The 16911-nt window shown below is 44.5% G+C and carries 9 protein-coding genes, 1 tRNA gene and 1 pseudogene; 8 read left to right on the forward strand and 3 right to left on the reverse strand.

Annotated elements, in window-relative coordinates:
• Entirely contained in the window at nt 1–3510 is a 3510-nt protein-coding gene (locus KHS38_RS12215) for a hypothetical protein (RefSeq protein WP_213488828.1), read from the forward strand.
• Between the two features lie 4 nt (nt 3511–3514).
• On the opposite strand, the gene KHS38_RS12220 is transcribed toward KHS38_RS12215, so the two are convergent.
• Nucleotides 3515–4741, reverse strand: a complete 1227-nt coding sequence (locus KHS38_RS12220) for a site-specific integrase (RefSeq protein WP_213488829.1) — start codon at nt 4739–4741, stop codon at nt 3515–3517.
• A 131-nt stretch (nt 4742–4872) separates the two neighbouring features.
• A tRNA-Arg gene (locus KHS38_RS12225) sits at nt 4873–4946 on the reverse strand.
• A 500-nt stretch (nt 4947–5446) separates the two neighbouring features.
• Between KHS38_RS12225 and KHS38_RS12230 the strand changes: the two genes are divergently transcribed.
• The 5 genes from KHS38_RS12230 (at nt 5447) to KHS38_RS12250 (ending at nt 15046) form a co-directional block, all read left to right on the forward strand.
• Nucleotides 5447–6085, forward strand: a complete 639-nt coding sequence (locus tag KHS38_RS12230) for an RNA polymerase sigma-70 factor (protein WP_213488830.1) — start codon at nt 5447–5449, stop codon at nt 6083–6085.
• Nucleotides 6086–6196: 111 nt separating this feature from the next.
• On the forward strand, nt 6197–7402 hold the full coding sequence (locus tag KHS38_RS12235; RefSeq protein WP_249665379.1) for a FecR family protein: 1206 nt from the start codon (nt 6197–6199) through the stop codon (nt 7400–7402).
• Between the two features lie 209 nt (nt 7403–7611).
• Complete coding sequence (locus KHS38_RS12240) at nt 7612–11121, forward strand: SusC/RagA family TonB-linked outer membrane protein (protein WP_249665380.1); 3510 nt, start codon at nt 7612–7614, stop codon at nt 11119–11121.
• Nucleotides 11122–11134: 13 nt separating this feature from the next.
• Nucleotides 11135–12496: a RagB/SusD family nutrient uptake outer membrane protein gene (locus tag KHS38_RS12245; RefSeq protein ID WP_213488832.1), complete on the forward strand. Its 1362-nt coding sequence runs from the start codon at nt 11135–11137 to the stop codon at nt 12494–12496.
• A gap of 9 nt (nt 12497–12505) precedes the next feature.
• Nucleotides 12506–15046 (forward strand): zinc-dependent metalloprotease, encoded by a 2541-nt coding sequence (locus tag KHS38_RS12250; protein WP_213488833.1) that lies wholly within the window; start codon nt 12506–12508, stop codon nt 15044–15046.
• 55 nt (nt 15047–15101) lie between these two features.
• On the opposite strand, the pseudogene KHS38_RS12255 reads toward KHS38_RS12250, so the two are convergent.
• Nucleotides 15102–15640, reverse strand: a pseudogene (locus KHS38_RS12255) (DUF4269 domain-containing protein).
• Between the two features lie 124 nt (nt 15641–15764).
• Between KHS38_RS12255 and KHS38_RS12260 the strand changes: the two are divergent.
• Together KHS38_RS12260 and KHS38_RS12265 are read left to right on the forward strand one after the other, a co-directional pair.
• On the forward strand, nt 15765–16601 hold the full coding sequence (locus KHS38_RS12260) for an MOSC domain-containing protein (protein WP_213488834.1): 837 nt from the start codon (nt 15765–15767) through the stop codon (nt 16599–16601).
• A gap of 66 nt (nt 16602–16667) precedes the next feature.
• On the forward strand, nt 16668–16898 hold the full coding sequence (locus KHS38_RS12265; protein WP_213488835.1) for a hypothetical protein: 231 nt from the start codon (nt 16668–16670) through the stop codon (nt 16896–16898).
• The last annotated feature ends 13 nt before the right edge of the window (nt 16899–16911 follow it).

Raw genomic sequence — 16911 nt, forward strand, 5'->3', positions numbered from 1 at the left:
ATGGCATTCGGACAAGCAGAACAGGCCGTTGTCAACCTGGTCATCAACGGCCAGCAGGCACAAACATCATTAAGGGAAGTAACCGGCGCTTACAACGCGCTCCGGTCGGAGGTGTCACGAATGCACCGGGCCGATGATCCGGTGTTATACGAGCAGCGGGTCAGGCAACTACAGCGCCTTAATGACGCGCAGCGCTCAATGCGCAACGAGCTGGTCAATAGTACCAGGACCAATACGGTACATGCCGGCAGCATCACTGACCTGCAGCAAAAGATCGCGCGTTACAACGATGTGATGCGCAACGCCACGGATCCGGCATTGTTGGAAAAGTACAACAAAAAGATTCAGGAAACCCAGGCACAGATCACCCGCCTGGGTAATATCGGCAGGGAAGGATACGACGAGCTGGGCAATAAAATCGAAGAGGTTACGGAAAAGCAGGATGGGTTTTTCAGTAAGGTCAAGGCTTTCGCAGCCGGCAGCTTTCTCGGCAACTTATTCAGTAACGCCTTATCAAAGCTGCAGGAATTTGTCTCCGGATCTGAAGAGGGTTATATGGAATCGGTGCAAAATCAGGCCCAGCTCGCTCAGGCGATACAAAGCACCGGTGGCGTTGCCGGCGAAACTAAGGAGGCGCTGAACGACCTGGCCATGCAGATCCGTGAAAATACCGGTGTCGATGATGAATTCATTGGAAAAGGTGAATCCATCCTTTTGACGTTTACCAATATTCGTGGCCACATCTATGACCGGGCCATCCCGGCGATCGTGGACTATGCTGCCGCCTTGAACCAGGGCAATGTAACCATGGAAAGTATGCAGGGAGCGGCCACGTTGTTCGGTAAAGCGCTGAATGATCCGATCAAGGGTATTACTGCTTTGTCAAAAGCCGGCGTTGTCTTCAGCGAAGAGCAAAAGGAGCAGATCAAGGACCTGGTAGAGAGTAACCGGCTGATGGATGCCCAGGCGATCGTATTGGATGAGCTGCAGAAAGAATTCGGCGGTGTTGCCAAGGCAGTAGGCGATACGGCGGTAGGCGCCAACAAAAAATATCAGCTGAGCATCGATGATATTCAGGACCGTATCGGTGCGTGGCTCGTGAATGGCAAGGCACTATCAGCGCAGGTACTCAGTCCATTTATTGAATGGATAGACGAAGTGACCAGCCGGCCGCTCTCGGAAGCTTTGGAACAGGATAAATTGAGCCTGCAAGCGCTGCAAATCGAACTGGATAGCAACAATACGTCGGCCGAGCGGCGCAAAGAGATTATCAAGCAACTAAAGGAACAATACCCAGCTTACCTGAACCAGGTGAACGAGGACAAGGTTAAAAACAGCGAATTACTGCCTATTTTGGATAAGATCAACGAAGCCTTCATTTTGCGTATTGCTTACCAGCAGCGTGCTGAAGGCTTGGATAAAGCAGTAAAAAATGAGGCTAAAGCCATCAACGAGGTGTACACCAATCGTCAAAGCCTGATGCTGCAGCTGGCCAAGATCCAGGAGCAGCTCGGCGAAGATGTGATCAACTTTACGATTAAGGGCCGTAATGAGCAGGAAAAGGCAACTTATGTTTATAAGAACTTACTAGCTGAGATACAAAAGCAGGCGAAGTCCAATACTGACCTCAACCAGGTACTGGCCTCGAACAAATATGATTACCTGGTGTCCGGGTTAAACGTTTACGGCAATGCCATTGCTGCATCCACCGAAAAACTGAACGAAAATCGTAAAGAGCGCAAACATCTTGAAAAGGACCTGACCAACTTTAAAAACACCAGCGGTTATGCCGAGAAAGTGGAGGCGCCTGAGCAGATCAACACGCTGATCGCCCGGATCAAGATTCTTAGTAACGTGATGAGGGATACACCTAAAACGGCAAAGAACTATAAGGATATGGCGCAAACCATAGCCGAGGCGAATAAATTGGTTGCCGATAGTACGAAAACGCCGGCGCTGGTGAAAAACATACCGGCAGAACTGGAAAAGATTGATGAGCTGCTAAAACCGCAGACCGGTCCGTCCAAGGCAACTATAAAAGCCAGGGAATCGGCTGCAGAAAAGGCACGCAAAGAGCTCGAGTCTTACAACGGGCAACTTGAGCAGGTAAGAGCCGACTACCTGAGCATTGCGGAAGCTGCTAAAAAGGGTACGGTTGAGGATCTGGACGCGCAGCTCCAGGTCATCAACAGCAAATACGAAGGCATTGTCAGAAAATTGCAGAAGCTGGCAAATGATCCCAATGCCAAAAAGCTCGGCATAACTGATGAGCTTAAAAAAGACATCAATAACATCACCAGGAAAGGTGGTTTAAAGGACCAGGCTAAGGCGCAAAAGACGGATGAGTACAGTCAGAAGCAGCAAGCGGCCGACGAAAAGCAGTCGGATGACGAGCTGAAGGCAGGCACCGGTAGGATCGACGACGTTTACGCGCAGTTCGGTGGTCAGCTTCAGGACCAGCAAAATGAAGACTTGAACAATATCGATATGTCCGGGGATCCGGCTGCTATCGAAGCGCAACGCCTGGCCATTAAAGAACTTTATGCACAAAAGACTTATGAGTTGGAGCAGCAGCACCTGCAGTCGCTCATTGAACTAAACCAAACCTATGGAAAAGACACTGGCGCACTGGAAAAAAAGATAGCTGACAATTCCATTAAAGAAAATGAGCGTGCAGCAACTAAAAAGCTGGCTGAAGATAAGAAGTATAAAGAGGCCAAAAAGCAGCTTCAGGAACTGGAATTAGACACGCTCGAGCAGGGTGCGAAGTTTTTGCAGGAAATACTCGGTAAAAATACCGTTGCTTACAAAGCTGCGTTCATCGTTGAAAAAGCAGTTGCTGCTGCTAGGATTGTACTCAATACAGAAGCGTCCATTGCGGCTTTTGCCTTAGCAGTTGCTCCAATGGGGCCTACTGGCGTTGGCTTGTTAACTGCTTATAAAATTATGGCACGGATAAGCGAGGGACTGTCTCTGGCTATGATCGCGAAGCAAACGGTTGATGGCGTGGGCGGAAAGGGCGGCTCGACTTCCAAAGCAGCGAAAGGCGGCTACTTCCAGGGACCGTCTCATGATAATGGCGGCTTGGACGTTGTAGATCCGCGTACCGGTGAAACGGTAGTTAATGTGGAAGGTGATGAGCCTTGGATGGTACTCAGTAAGGAAACCCGAAAAAATAACGGGGCGCTGATCAATCAGTTGCTGTTTAATAGTATGTACCGGAACGGTGCGGCAGTTGACCTGAGCGGCATCAGCTCCGGTATTAGTTATAGTCGTTTCGGTTTGGGTGGGGTAGTGATGCCGGCAGGCAATGTTCGAGAGGAACACGAGCCGGCAAGCGCCGGGCAACCAGGTGGCTACAACGAGCTGGCCACTAACATGGCATTGATGATGTCACAAATGCAAGTAATGGCCAGCGCAATCGGTAACCAAAAGGTGGTTCTTTCTTATCGGCTTTTTGAGGAGCGAAAAAAGAAAATTGATAAGATTAGATTTGATGCAACTGCCTAACGTCTCATTTTTCAGCAGTTTCAAAGTAGTTCTGTAATTGCATCATTGCTTTGAACTTCGTTTGTTCAGCAACATTAATGTAACGCATGGTTGTTTCCAGGTTTTTGTGCCCCATCAATTTGGCAATTACGGCAATAGGCACACCTTTAATGGCCAGACTGGTTCCGAAGGTGTGCCTTGCTACGTGCGATGTTAGCTTTACATTAATACCAGCCATAGCGGCAATGGCCTTCAATCCCCGGTTGAATTCCTGATCGCTCGGCAGTCCTAATTTTTCATCAGGCAGATTTCTGATGAACTTTTGCGCCATAGGAATTAGTGGAATGAACAACGGCTTCGGCTGGATCTTACTGAGCCTACGTTTATGCGGAACGAATTCAAACCCACCGTCCCTCAGCCAGCTTTTGTGCCAGCGCTGCAGGTCAGATATACGCAGGCCAGTTAAACAAGCAAACAAAAACCCTCTTAAGTAGGGGCGTAGGGCTCCGATGCGCTCTACATTATCATATAGCTCCAATAAAGTTGCCACCTGGCTTTCGTCGAGCGCAATGGTATCAGGTTCAGGCAAAGTAACCTTATAGCGCTTGTAATCCAGATTGACCTGAACGCGCTTGCTGAATGCATATCCCAGATAGGCTTTGACGTCCTTAATCTTCACCCAAACGCCTGGCTCACCCATAGAGTCGCGTAAGTAATCTGCAAATTGCTCCAGCCAATCGCCATCAACCTGCTGTATGGGCACATCTATGTCGTTTAAATATTTTTTCACCCAGTTTAGCGATGCCCGGTGCACTTCGGCCGTTGAAGCCTTAATACGATCTTTCATCTTTGGGGCCTTTTGCCTGGAGCGAATCGCATTTTCCATAAATTCGATAAGCATGGTCCCGCCCTGGTATAGCCTGGCCTCCCGAATCACGTCCGTTAATTTAAAATCGGTATTGTTGATCAGGAATCGCCTGATGATGTTCCAGTATTTCGCTTTTTCACGTTCAATGATACTTTGAAAGCTCAGCAGATCCGGATCGTCCGCCATTCTTTTCGTAATTTCTTTTTTCTTAGGATCAATCTTATCCAGTGGCCATTCAATTTTTAATGGGATCTGTACGCTTTGTCGCTTTGATACCAGTTGAATGTACAATGAAACGTTGCCAGATTTCTTAATTCGCTGCTTATTCCACCACAGCTGAACAGTGCAGGAGTTCATATGACTCTTGATTAATTTTCCTGACATGATTTTTTTATGTTGTAGCAATGTTGGAACAAATGCCCGAAATGCATACCAAAATCGAAATCAAGAAAGTGCCCGTACGTTGTGTATGGGCACTTTGTGAGTAATTTGAACTGTTTTGGGGAGTTAAAAAGTGATTCCGTTTGGATTCGAACCAAAGACCTACTGCTTAGAAGGCAGTTGCTCTATCCAGCTGAGCTACGGAACCCCGCAAGTGTTTTGCGGTGCAAATATGCGGTTTTTAATTTAATATGCCAAGTATTAATGGCGTTAGTTTGCAATTTATTCGAAGAACCTTAAAATTAGTCATTTATAAATAAAAAGCCCCCTTACACTTGCTGTTTGGGGGCTTCAACCTAAACCTTATCACAATAGTAAGCGAGATGCTTACGGCTTTTAAACGTGTAATTATAATGCATATTGCATTAATTGCGATGTTGGAAAGTCTTCGCCTATGTTGCCATGCTAATCTTTTTATATTTACTAAGGTATTATATACGTTTAAGTATGTGCTTATATTAAATCTATTATGTAATTATTGAATAGGAGAAGGCTTTCAAAAAAAAACATTTAACGAATGTAAATATTAACAGTGTATCTAAGTATTGTACAAAATTTTAAGAAATTGCTATATTTAGCCATTCCTACACTGCCTATTAGATACAATTCCATAAGGAATATATTTTATTTGATTATTTTACGAGTTGTATGGTTATTACAGGGGCATCATGGTGGAACATTTTAAACTTAGTCAGTAACAAGTTTAATTGGCCGGTTATTCGTAAAACCAGTGTTTATCGGCCTGCAGTTAATGCAGATGTACTTGCTGCCTTCATAGCTGGTGATGAAACGGCTTTTAGAATTGTTTACGAAGAAAACTTCAAAAAACTGTATATCTTTTCCTTTAAATTTTTGAAGAATAAAGAGCAAGCGGAAGAAGTGGTAAATGATGCCTTTCTTAATGTCTGGATCAACAGGGAAAAGATTGATCCACAATTACCTATTGCCCCGTATTTGTATACCGTAACCAAGCGGTTGGCTTTAAATGTACTTAGGCAAATAGCTAATTCACAAAAAGCCATTGATGACCTTTGGAAAACTATTGAGCAACAAAGTAATGAAACGGAAGACTTAGTGTTTTTGAAGGATTTGCAGAAATTTGCTGATAGTAAAATAAGTGTTTTGCCTCCACAGCAACAGCAAATCTTTAGATTAAGCAGGAATGAAGGTTTAAATTATGAACAAATAGCGGAAAAGCTAAACATTTCTAAAAATACGGTTAGAAATCATATGGCATTGGCGCTAAAAACGCTGCGTAGTGAAATAAATCCGCTTAATCTTCAATGATTGATCGCTAATCTTCGATAAAAAGTAACATTTTTTTAATTTCAATTAGTACTCTTGTGTGGTTTGATGTGTAATGTAATTATTAACCCTGTATTAAGGGGTATTACATACATGACGAACAACCGCTTATCCAGTTTAATCCAGCAACTTGCGGATAACACAATCAGCAAGGATGATTTCCAAGAGCTGATGGCTTACTTAAAGCTACCCGGAAATGATAAAGATATCATGCCTGGAATGGATAAGGTATGGGATAGTATTAATTATACCAATGCGAATGTTGATTCTTCTGCTGTAAATGAAGCTTATCAAAAGCTGCTTGCTAAGGATCTTTTTCATAAAGAACCATCAAATATACGTCCGCTTAAACCTTGGTACAAAGCGGTAGCAGCAGCGGTGGCGCTTATAGGTATTGGTATCGGGGCGTATTTTTATATAGCGTCCAAACAGCCAGCTTCTATAGCTATCCGCTATGAAAATGATGTGCGCCCGGGAACTGATAAAGCAACCCTTACTCTGGCAGACGGTCGGAGTATTAACCTGACTAATATTACAAATGGTGATCTGGCTGAACAAAGCGGCATCCATATTATAAAAACACATACCGGGCAGTTAGTCTATGAATTTAAAGGCAATGCCGATAGCCCAACTAATGCATCTATAGTCAATACCATCACTACTCCAAAAGGTGGACAGTACCAGGTTATACTGCCCGATGGTAGTAAGGTATGGTTAAATACAGCATCCTCTCTTAAATTTCCGGTAAAGTTTAATGCTCATGAACGCCGCGTTCAGTTAGCCGGCGAGGCTTATTTTGAAGTGGCTAAAGATGTGCGGAGGCCATTCCGTGTGGTTGATAACCGGCAGGTGGTAGAAGTGCTGGGCACTCACTTCAATATACATGGCTATACCGATGAGCAAAACATAAATACAACCTTAATTGAGGGATCTGTTAAGGTGTCATTGTTGGCCGGAAATGCAAACGTGAAATCAAACCAAAGCCTCATCATAAAACCGGGCCAGCAGGCGGTTTCAAATAATATCCGCCTGTCTGTCCGCCCGGCGGATACGGAAGAAGTGCTGGCTTGGAAAAACGGGCTATTCCTGTACAACAATCAAACTCTTGATATTATCATGAAGCAGGTGTCGAGATGGTACGATGTAGATGTTGTATATGAAGATGATGATCTGAAAAACCAGGTTTTTAGCGGTTCTTTATCGCGATTTAAAAATATATCTGAATTACTCGAGGTATTAGAAACTACCGGATCAGTACACTTTAAAATTGAAGGGAGGAGAGTTACAGCTATGAAATAAACTTACCCTACCTTTAATAAGCACTTAAAAAGAACCGGGAATGCGGCAACATCCCCGGCTATAATGCAGTGTTTAGCCGAGACGTATTCACACATTCAACTAAATCACTAACAACAAATGTAATGAAATTTCAGGATCTGATCGGATCTGGGCATTCCGCCTGCAATAACAAATCAGTTTTTCGTATCGTGAAACTCACTGTTTTTTTAATGACCGCCTTTTTAATCCAGGTTAGCGCCCGCGGATTAGCTCAAAAGGTCACGTATGTACAGCATAACGCTTCATTAAGGCAATTGTTTTCTGAAATTAGAAAACAAACCGGGTACAATGTTTTTTGGCAGGATGCCAAGGTTAATGACAAGCTAAAGTTTGAAGCTAATTTCAGAAATGAAGCGCTTGAAGACGTTTTAAACGAGGTGCTTAGTCCACAGGCCTTAACTTATGCCATAGTAAACCACACAGTGGTGGTAAAGAAAAAAGAAAAGAGCCTGGTTGAAAAAGTAACCAGCCTGTTTATGAATGTAACCATTGTGGGTAAGGTATTGGATGCCGAAAGTGGAAAGCCTATACCCAATGCCACTGTAACTTTGAAAGGTAGCAGCCGGCGTGTTTTTACTAATGAAAACGGTACATTCACCTTTGCCGACGTTCCGGATAATGGGGTATTGGTTTTCTCTTACGTAGGTTACAATACGCAAGAAGCTACCGCGCTTGAAAGCATGATTGTAAAGCTGACGCTGGGTATGCAAAAGTTGGATGAGGTGGTGATATCAACCGGTTACCAGCAACTTAAAAAGAGCAGTGCAACCGGAGCGTATTCTGTTATTGACGCAAAGGAAATTGAAAGAACGCCCACTTTAAACTTGATGGAACGCACAGCCGCTAAAGTTCCCGGTGTATATTTTGATGTGCGCAACAATACCATACAAATTCGCAGCGCTAATGGTTTAAATGGCAATACGCCGCCACTTATCGTTATAGATGGCTTTCCGGCTATCAACCAAAACCTAACTACCGTTACCACCCGTACTATTGATGGCAATCCCAATAATCTGAACCAGCCGGCTACATCAGGTAATGCGGTGCTGAGTACTATTAACCCGAATGATATTGAGAGCATCACTTTCTTGAAAGACGCTGCTGCATCTGCCATTTGGGGCGCTAAAGCGGCTAACGGTGTGATTGTAATCACCACTAAGCGTGGCAGAAAGGGCAACGCAAGTATCAACTACAACACCACTTTCAGCGTGTCATCACCGGCCAGTTTATCAAACCTCACCTCTATGAGCAGCCGTGAGTATATTGACCTGGAGCAGGAGATGTTTGATAAAGGTTTCCTAACCGACCCGATTGGCAGCTATCGTTACGGGCCTATCAGCGAGGCTCAGGAGTGGATGTTTAGGGTAAACCGCAGAACAGCCACTGCGGCCCAGCGCGATTCGGCCCTTAATACATTAGCTGGCCGCTCTAATCAGAGTCAGTTGCGCAAATACCTGCTTCAACGGGCTACTACCCAGCAGCACAACTTATCATTATCAGGCGGTGGCGAAAATAACACCTATTACATTGCTGCCAATTATAGCAAGGATGTGCCGGTATTTAAAAGTAACTATGGTGAAACTTACTCGCTTACCTCAAACCTCAACAATGATTTTCTGAACAAGCGTATTTCGGTAGCTACCGGTATCAATTACACTTATTCAAAAAGCCAGGTGAATAATACATCCCTGCAATCACTGGGCTTTGGCGCATTTGGTTACCGGCCCTACGAAATGCTGGTTGACCAGAATGGCAATGGCATTAGCAAACCTATTGCATTTACGCAGCGCGTGTCTGACAGTTTGCAGCGCATAGGCTACATGCCCTGGACCTACAACCCGCTTGATGAGCTGAACTACAACAACACTGTTTTAAACAAAAACAATATCCGCATCAATACGGCCATTAAAGGAACCATTACCTCGTGGTTAAACTTAACTTTATCGGGCCAGTTGCAAAAGCTAATCGGAAAGCAAACGTTTTTGCAAAACAAAAACAGTTATGATTCCCGCAACCTGATCAATATCGGAACCACCTTTTCCGGCCGTACTGCTATTTATGGCGTACCTGTAGGCGGCGTTTACAAAACCAGCAGTACCGGTAGCGATGAATATGCTATGCGCGGCCAGTTCAATGTTGACAAAACCATCGGCGACCATCACTTTGATGCAATAGCCGGTACCGAAATACGCCAAATTAAGTTTAACGGTAGTACACAAACACTTTATGGCTATGATGAAGAGTTAGGCTTAGGCGCAGTGGTAAATCCAACCACGCCTTATCGTACTATATTCGGTTATTCTACAACACTGGGCTTTAGCGACGGTAAAGTGTTTAATGATACCAAACGCTATTTATCTTATTACAACAACGCCTCTTATGCTTACCGCGACAAGTACTTTGTAAGTGGTAGCGTTAGGTTAGATGATTACACAATGCAGGGTGTTGACCGCCGTAACAGGGCCGTACCTTTGTATTCGGCTGGTTTACGCTGGAATATTAAGCGCGAATCTTTCCTGGAAAAAGTAGGTTGGATAGGCAGCCTGAATATTAGAACTACGTTGGGTACTGGTGGTAACATCCCAACACAGGGTCGCCCATACACTGTTATAAACACCGGGTTGTTTGATTCTTACACATTATTGCCTACTGCTACAATCGGAACGCCGGGCAATACGGAATTAGGCTGGGAAACTACCCGTACTATTAACGAAGGTTTGGATGCTGACCTGTTTAACAGCCGCTTAACCATTAGTTTGGATGTCTATCAGAAAAAGACAACCGGTTTACTGGTAAACCTGCCCTATAATTCAACTTATGGCTGGAATATCTTAACATTCAACGGCGGAAGCATGAAAGGTAGGGGAGCGGAGCTTAGTATTAGCGGTCAAATTGTTCGCGGCAAAAACTGGGGCTTTATCTCCGCATTCAACGGGGCTTATAATAAGAATGAAATCACAGAAAGTCGTTTTGTAAACACCAATAGTTCTCCATTTACATCCATTTTGGTTAAGGGATACCCGGTTGATAATGTGTTAGCTTACCGCTGGGCAGGTTTGGATGCTACGGGTCAATCACAAATTTATTCGGCTAACGGTACTATTTTAACTTCGCAAAGCTTTCCACAGGTAAAACCTGAAGACTTGGTTTACATGGGCCGAAGCACACCGCCTTACTTTGGTGGCTGGACGAATACCGTAAGATACCGTAACCTGAGCTTAATAGCAAGGGCCAGTTATGCACTGGGGCATAAGTTCAGGCTGCGGCAAATAGACCAGTCCACCTATCCAAGCGGCGGTAGTTTTTCTGGCTATATCAGTAACAGCCAGGTGTTAGCCCAGCGTTGGCGCAATCCGGGCGATGAGGCCATAACTAACGTGCCTGGTCTGTCTGGTATAAATTTCAATAGTATCGATTGGTATAGCGGGTCGGACATTAATATACGCAATGCCGGCAATATACGTTTGCAGCAGCTTACACTTAATTACGCGCTGCCTGCTTCGGCTTTGAGGGCATTATCATTTGTGAAGGGGGTAAATTTCGGTGTTACGGCCACTAACTTGGGCCTGTTGTGGGTATCCAACAAAGAAGGTGTTGATCCCGATTATCAAATGACCAACTCTTTCAATAACCTGCCGCCTTCGCGCACTTTTCTTTTCAATATGAATATCTCACTTTAATTCGCAAACTGTAATGCATAAAGTAAAAATTATACTGGCAGGTTGCCTGGTGCTGCTGGCATCGGCCTGCCGAAAATATGTGGAAATTCCGTCGCAGCAGGAGCGGGTGTTAAAACGCACGTCCGATTATCAGTCGCTGCTCTATTCTACAACTAACATTGAGCCGGGTTATTTTTACCCGATATATGCGGCTGATGAAGTTGGCTCAGATCAGGCTACCTGGCAAAACAACTTATTTCTTACCAATGCCAATGTATACACGTGGTCAGAAAGTTTTTTCACCAGCACTCAGGAAGATAACGATTGGTCGTCACTTTATAAGCAAATTTATATATGCAATACAGTTGTAACCGGTGTAATGGGTAGTGAGGAGGGTACAGATTTGCAGAAGCGAAGTGCATTAGCATCGGCGCTGGTGCACCGGGCCTTTGCCTACTATACGTTGGTAAACATATATGCTAAGCAGTATGATGCCGCCACGGCAGCTACCGACCCCGGCGTGCCGCTACTGGTAACAACCTACCTGTTTGCCGATTTGACCCGTGCCAGCGTGCAAAAAGTTTATGACCAGATTTTAGCTGATTTGAACCAGGCCCTGCCCGATTTAACCGACCTTCCGGATTTTAATACAAATCCATCAAAGGTGGCTGCTTATGCGTTGCTGGCCCGCACGCATTTACAGATGCGACATTTTGCCGATGCTGAGCGGTATGCAGATCTGGCGCTTAGCTTGCAAAATACGCTGCTTGATTTAAACGCTTACATCGCCGCGCCGAATACTATGCCGTTAAAGCTGCGTAACCCCGAGGAAATATTTTTCAAAAAAGCTTCTCAATTTGCTAGCTCGATACCACTTACGGCAAAGGTACTGAGCTTGTATGACCAGAAAGACCTGCGGTATGCTATTTATACCACTGACGGTACCAAAATTTCATATTCAAACTTTACCGGCAGAGGTTATAACCGGCAGAATATAATATCTGACGGTATTTACATTGGCCCTAACGTACCTGAGATGATGCTGATTAAAGCTGAATGCGAAGCACGTGCAGGAAATGTAACTGCCGCTTTAAGCCAAGTAAACTTACTGCGCAAAAAGCGCTTCACCCAAGCTGATTATTATGACCTGACTGCCGCTACTGCTAACGATGCGCTACGCACCGTGATTGATGAACGTAGCCGGGAATTTATTGGCCGTGGTTTCCGCTGGTTCGATCAGCGGCGCCTAGCAAAAGACGAAGGCTTAATCGGCACTGTTACCCGCACCTTCAAGGGCCAGACCTATACGCTGAAACCCGGCGATAACCGTTACGTTTTCCCGATAGCCGATAAGTACATAATTCAAAATCCGGAAATAAAACAAAACCCCAGATAATACACTACAATGATTCTGAACAAAAAGAGATTTCTCTTGAACCTTTCTATGGGCATGGTAGCGCTGGCACCAGCCTGTTCGTTACTGCACAAAAAGAAAACACAACCACCGCATGCTGCGGTGGTTGATCCGGCTCAGCGCCGGGCCGATAGTTTGAAGAAAGCATCGGGCTTAAAACCTTATGCTTCTGTAATCACAAAGGATGCTAAAACACAGCGCGGCTTCTTTACTGTGCATAAGGTGGGAGAAAAGTACTATTTCGAAGTGCCTAAAAATATTTTGCTGCGCGATATACTGGCAGTAAGCCGTGTTTCTAAAGCATCGTCTGATATGCGGAACGGAAGCCAGGGCTATGCTGGCGATCAAATAGGTGAATCGATCTATAACTTCGAAAAAGGGCCGGACAATAAACTGTTTATTCGCCGAATATCTTTCGGCGAATATGCAAAGGATAGTACCTCCACCATGTTTGCAAGCGTGGTAAAAAACAACGTTAGCACAATTGTAAGCTCGTTTCCGGTAATAGCTTACAAGCCCGATTCAACGGCTATGGTAGTGGATGCCACCGAGTTTTTGAACAGCGATAACGATGTGATTTACTTCCAGAAAAAAGTATTTAAAGACAGGGCTGGTATGGGCGGCCAGCAAAACGATAAAAGTTATATCGACTACATCCATACTTACCCCACTAATGTGGAAATACATGCGGTAAAAACCTACAGTGCCGGCATGAACCCAACCAACAGCAGCTATACCGTAGAGCTCAATGCCTCACTGGTGTTACTGCCGCTTAAACCAATGCGCCCGCGGCTGGCCGATGAGCGTGTGGGGTACTTTACCACTTCATTCCGCGATTTTGACGTAAATCCGCAAGGGGTAGGTACTACCGTTTATGTAAAGCGCTGGCGACTTAACCCTAAGCCCGAGGATGTAGAAAAATACAAACGCGGCGAACTCGTAGAGCCCGAAAAGCCGATTGTGTTTTATATTGACCCGGTTACACCCAAAAAATGGGTGCCTTACCTGATGCAGGGTGTAAACGATTGGCAAAAAGCTTTCGAAGCAGCCGGTTTTAAAAATGCCGTAATGGCCAAGGAGGCTCCAACCAAGGAACAGGATAGTACCTGGAGTATTGATGATGCCAACCATTCGGCCATTATATACCGCCCATCTGCTATAGCAAACGCAATGGGCCCAAGTATATCCGACCCGCGAAGCGGCGAAATTATTGAAAGCCATATTTTTTGGTATCACAATGTAATGTCGGTACTGCAACGCTGGTACATGCTGCAAACCGGCGCTGTTGATGCACGTGCCCGCAAGCCGGAGTTTGATGATGAATTAATGGGAAGCCTGATCCGTTTCGTGTCATCGCACGAGGTTGGGCATACCCTGGGCCTGCTGCACAACTTCGGTTCCAGCTCAACAGTTCCGGTTGAGAAACTACGTGATAAAGCTTGGGTAGAGGCGCATGGTCATACACCATCCATTATGGATTATGCCCGCTTTAACTATGTAGCGCAGCCCGAAGATCATATCTCGGAAGCTGGTTTGTTCCCACGTATTAATGATTACGATAAATGGGCAGTTATCTGGGGCTACAAATGGCATCCTGAATTTAAATCGGCTGAAGAAGAGCAAAAAGCTTTGGTGAAAATGGTTACCGATTCAATCCGTCGTAATAACCGTTTATGGTTTGGCTCTGAAATGGAACAATTCGATCCGCGTTCGCAAAACGAGGATTTGGGTAATAACTCGGTACTGGCCAGCCAGTACGGTATCAAAAACCTGAAACGCATAGCGCCGCAACTGGGTAAATGGCTAAGCAAACCTGATGATGGGCAGGAAAGAATCCTGACTGGTTATACCGGCCTTTGGGATCAATTATCGTTGTACATCGGCCACGTTATTAAAAACATTGGTGGTACTTACCATACCGTGAGGGTAAATAGCGAAAACAAGCCGGTTTATGAACTGGTGCCTTACCAGCACCAAAAACAAGCTGTAGCTTTCCTGAACGAACAAGTGTTTAAAACGCCGATGTGGTTAAATACATCTGATCTGGAATCGAAGCTTGCCGTAAGTTTTCCGTTAGAGCTAAGTCAGTTACAGGAAATGGTCATCAACGGTGTTATTACACGCACTCGGTTAAGCCACATGTACACCGACCAGATTAACCACAAGCAAAAAGCCTACAGCGTTAATGAGCTGTTTAGTGACATGAACCATGGTATTTTCACCGAGTTGTATGCCAAAGGCAACGTGGATGTATACCGTCGTACCCTGCAAAAGCTGTACATTTACCGCTTAACGCAGCAGGCGTTTTTACCTAACGAGATGAGTAACATCTTTATGGGCAATACCTATCATTTTACCATTACCGATCTGAACACCATCCTTAAAAGTGAATTACGAAACCTGCAGGCGATGTTCAGGACAGGTGCAAAGAACGCGTCGCTCAATAAGCTGACCCGCATGCACTTCGAGGAAATGGACAACATGATTACCCGTAAGTTTTTAGCCGATAAAAGTGGCCTGTTAGACAGGTAAAAATTTTTATATATAAAACACGAAAGCCTGATCATAGAGATCAGGCTTTCGTGTTTTAAGCTTTGGGCTTCAACAGTTCATCAGCAAGTTGGAGTAAGGCCAGGTAAGGGTCGCCCTCTAAATTCAAAGCCATGGCAAATGCTGGTTCCGTTTTGTAACCCTGATTCTTCAGGCTGATAACTTGTTTTCGTAAAGATTCGCCGTGAAGCTGTAACAGGTAATGTTCAATAAGTAAATGCCTGTATGCGCTTTGCTGCTGCGAGGGCAACTGTTGCCCAAATACTTCAATCTCAAAACTATCCAGTACAAAATGGCAGTTACTGTATTTTCTCCGTTAATTGTAGTTTGTTCTGTTTTAAAAGAAGAATAACCTGAAAAGAGTTGCCTTAGTGTTTGCATGAATTGTTCTGCATCATCGTAGCAACAAATAATGTCCAGATCGCTGCTCTCTATATCAATATTTAACGGGATTGTACCCGTTAAAATAGGGGAGTAATAGCTAAGCCCTTCAAGAATTTTATAGGTGCTGAGTGTTTGATAAGCTTGTTGTTGCCTGAGTGTACCATTGGTTAAGTAATCTATTTTTAAAAACATGTGGTAAGCATAAGTTATTTTGTGGTATTGGGGTAAAGATGACCTTATATTTAATTGAAACGTAATCGCAGTTTTATATTTTAATTGGTGGCATTTATATTTGTTGAGTTAATAGTTCCTTCTTATGCTTAACATCAGTCAGCTTTTCATTTATCCAGTAAAATCTTTAGGTGGCATAGCCGTAAACCAAGCCTGGGTAACCAGCCGGGGGCTTGAGCATGACAGGCGCTGGATGCTGGTGGATGCAGATAACAAATTTTTATCGCAGCGCAGCGTACCGCAACTGGCGCATTTTAAGTTGGCCTTGTTACCAGATGGTATTGAAGTACATCACCAACAAAATAAGCAGCGATTCATTATTCCATTCCAGCCGCAAACCAGTGAATATGCACAGGTACACATATGGGATGATGTTTGTACAGCGCAGTTTGCAAGCGCTGATGCCGACGAGTGGTTTACTGCGTGTACAGGGATCGACTGTCGTTTGGTTTATATGCCCGATGATACGCATAGGCAGGTGGATTTAAGGTATGCAGCACCAGGGCAAGTTACTTCATTTTCGGATGCATATCCTATTCTCATAGTGAGTCAGGAATCGTTAGATGATTTGAACAGCCGCCTTACCGAAAAGTTACCAATGAACCGGTTCAGGCCAAATATTGTTTTTACCGGAGGCGACGCTTATATGGAAGACAGGCTGAAAGAGTTTACTATCAACAGCATCCGCTTTCAAGGCGTTAAACTTTGCGCCCGCTGTGTAATGATCGGTGTAAATCAGGATAACGCAGCAACCGGTACCGAGCCACTGAAAACCTTAGCTACTTACCGAAAGCGTAACAATAAGATATACTTTGGGCAAAATCTGGTATATCAGGGCAGCGGTCCCCTGCAAATAGGGGATAAGTTAAGTGTTGAGGTTTGGGCTGAAGATCAGTCGTTTAACCCAATTGCCAGCGTTTAAGAAATAAAAACATATTAAGTACAAGAACCAAGTGCGGGTTTGTAAGGTTAATGAGATAACTATATTATGGAAAATACATTTGAAATTGATATCCCGATGAAAGATCACCCAATGGTGATTATGGTTAAACCCCGCAGCGAGAGCAATAGTTACGATTTGTTTTATTGCGACGAATTGTGCGGCTGCTTTTTTAAAAATGAACACAGCGTTTGGATCTACGAACCACATGCCCATGCGGCCTTGCTTTTAAATGCTGAACAATTACAGCATCTTGGTCAGGAAATAGATAAGCATTAATAATTCGTTGTGC

The sequence above is a fragment of the Mucilaginibacter sp. Bleaf8 genome, assembly GCF_018390515.1.
Taxonomy (GTDB): domain Bacteria; phylum Bacteroidota; class Bacteroidia; order Sphingobacteriales; family Sphingobacteriaceae; genus Mucilaginibacter.

Excerpts from the sequence above, each read along its gene's own strand:
- KHS38_RS12215 (WP_213488828.1), top strand. The coding sequence starts at position 1 with ATGGCATTCGGACAAGCAGAACAGGCCGTTGTCAACCTGGTCATCAAC.
- KHS38_RS12220 (WP_213488829.1), bottom strand. The coding sequence starts at position 4,741 with ATGTCAGGAAAATTAATCAAGAGTCATATGAACTCCTGCACTGTTCAG.
- KHS38_RS12230 (WP_213488830.1), top strand. The coding sequence starts at position 5,447 with ATGGTTATTACAGGGGCATCATGGTGGAACATTTTAAACTTAGTCAGT.
- KHS38_RS12235 (WP_249665379.1), top strand. The coding sequence starts at position 6,197 with ATGACGAACAACCGCTTATCCAGTTTAATCCAGCAACTTGCGGATAAC.
- KHS38_RS12240 (WP_249665380.1), top strand. The coding sequence starts at position 7,612 with ATGACCGCCTTTTTAATCCAGGTTAGCGCCCGCGGATTAGCTCAAAAG.
- KHS38_RS12245 (WP_213488832.1), top strand. The coding sequence starts at position 11,135 with ATGCATAAAGTAAAAATTATACTGGCAGGTTGCCTGGTGCTGCTGGCA.
- KHS38_RS12250 (WP_213488833.1), top strand. The coding sequence starts at position 12,506 with ATGATTCTGAACAAAAAGAGATTTCTCTTGAACCTTTCTATGGGCATG.
- KHS38_RS12260 (WP_213488834.1), top strand. The coding sequence starts at position 15,765 with ATGCTTAACATCAGTCAGCTTTTCATTTATCCAGTAAAATCTTTAGGT.
- KHS38_RS12265 (WP_213488835.1), top strand. The coding sequence starts at position 16,668 with ATGGAAAATACATTTGAAATTGATATCCCGATGAAAGATCACCCAATG.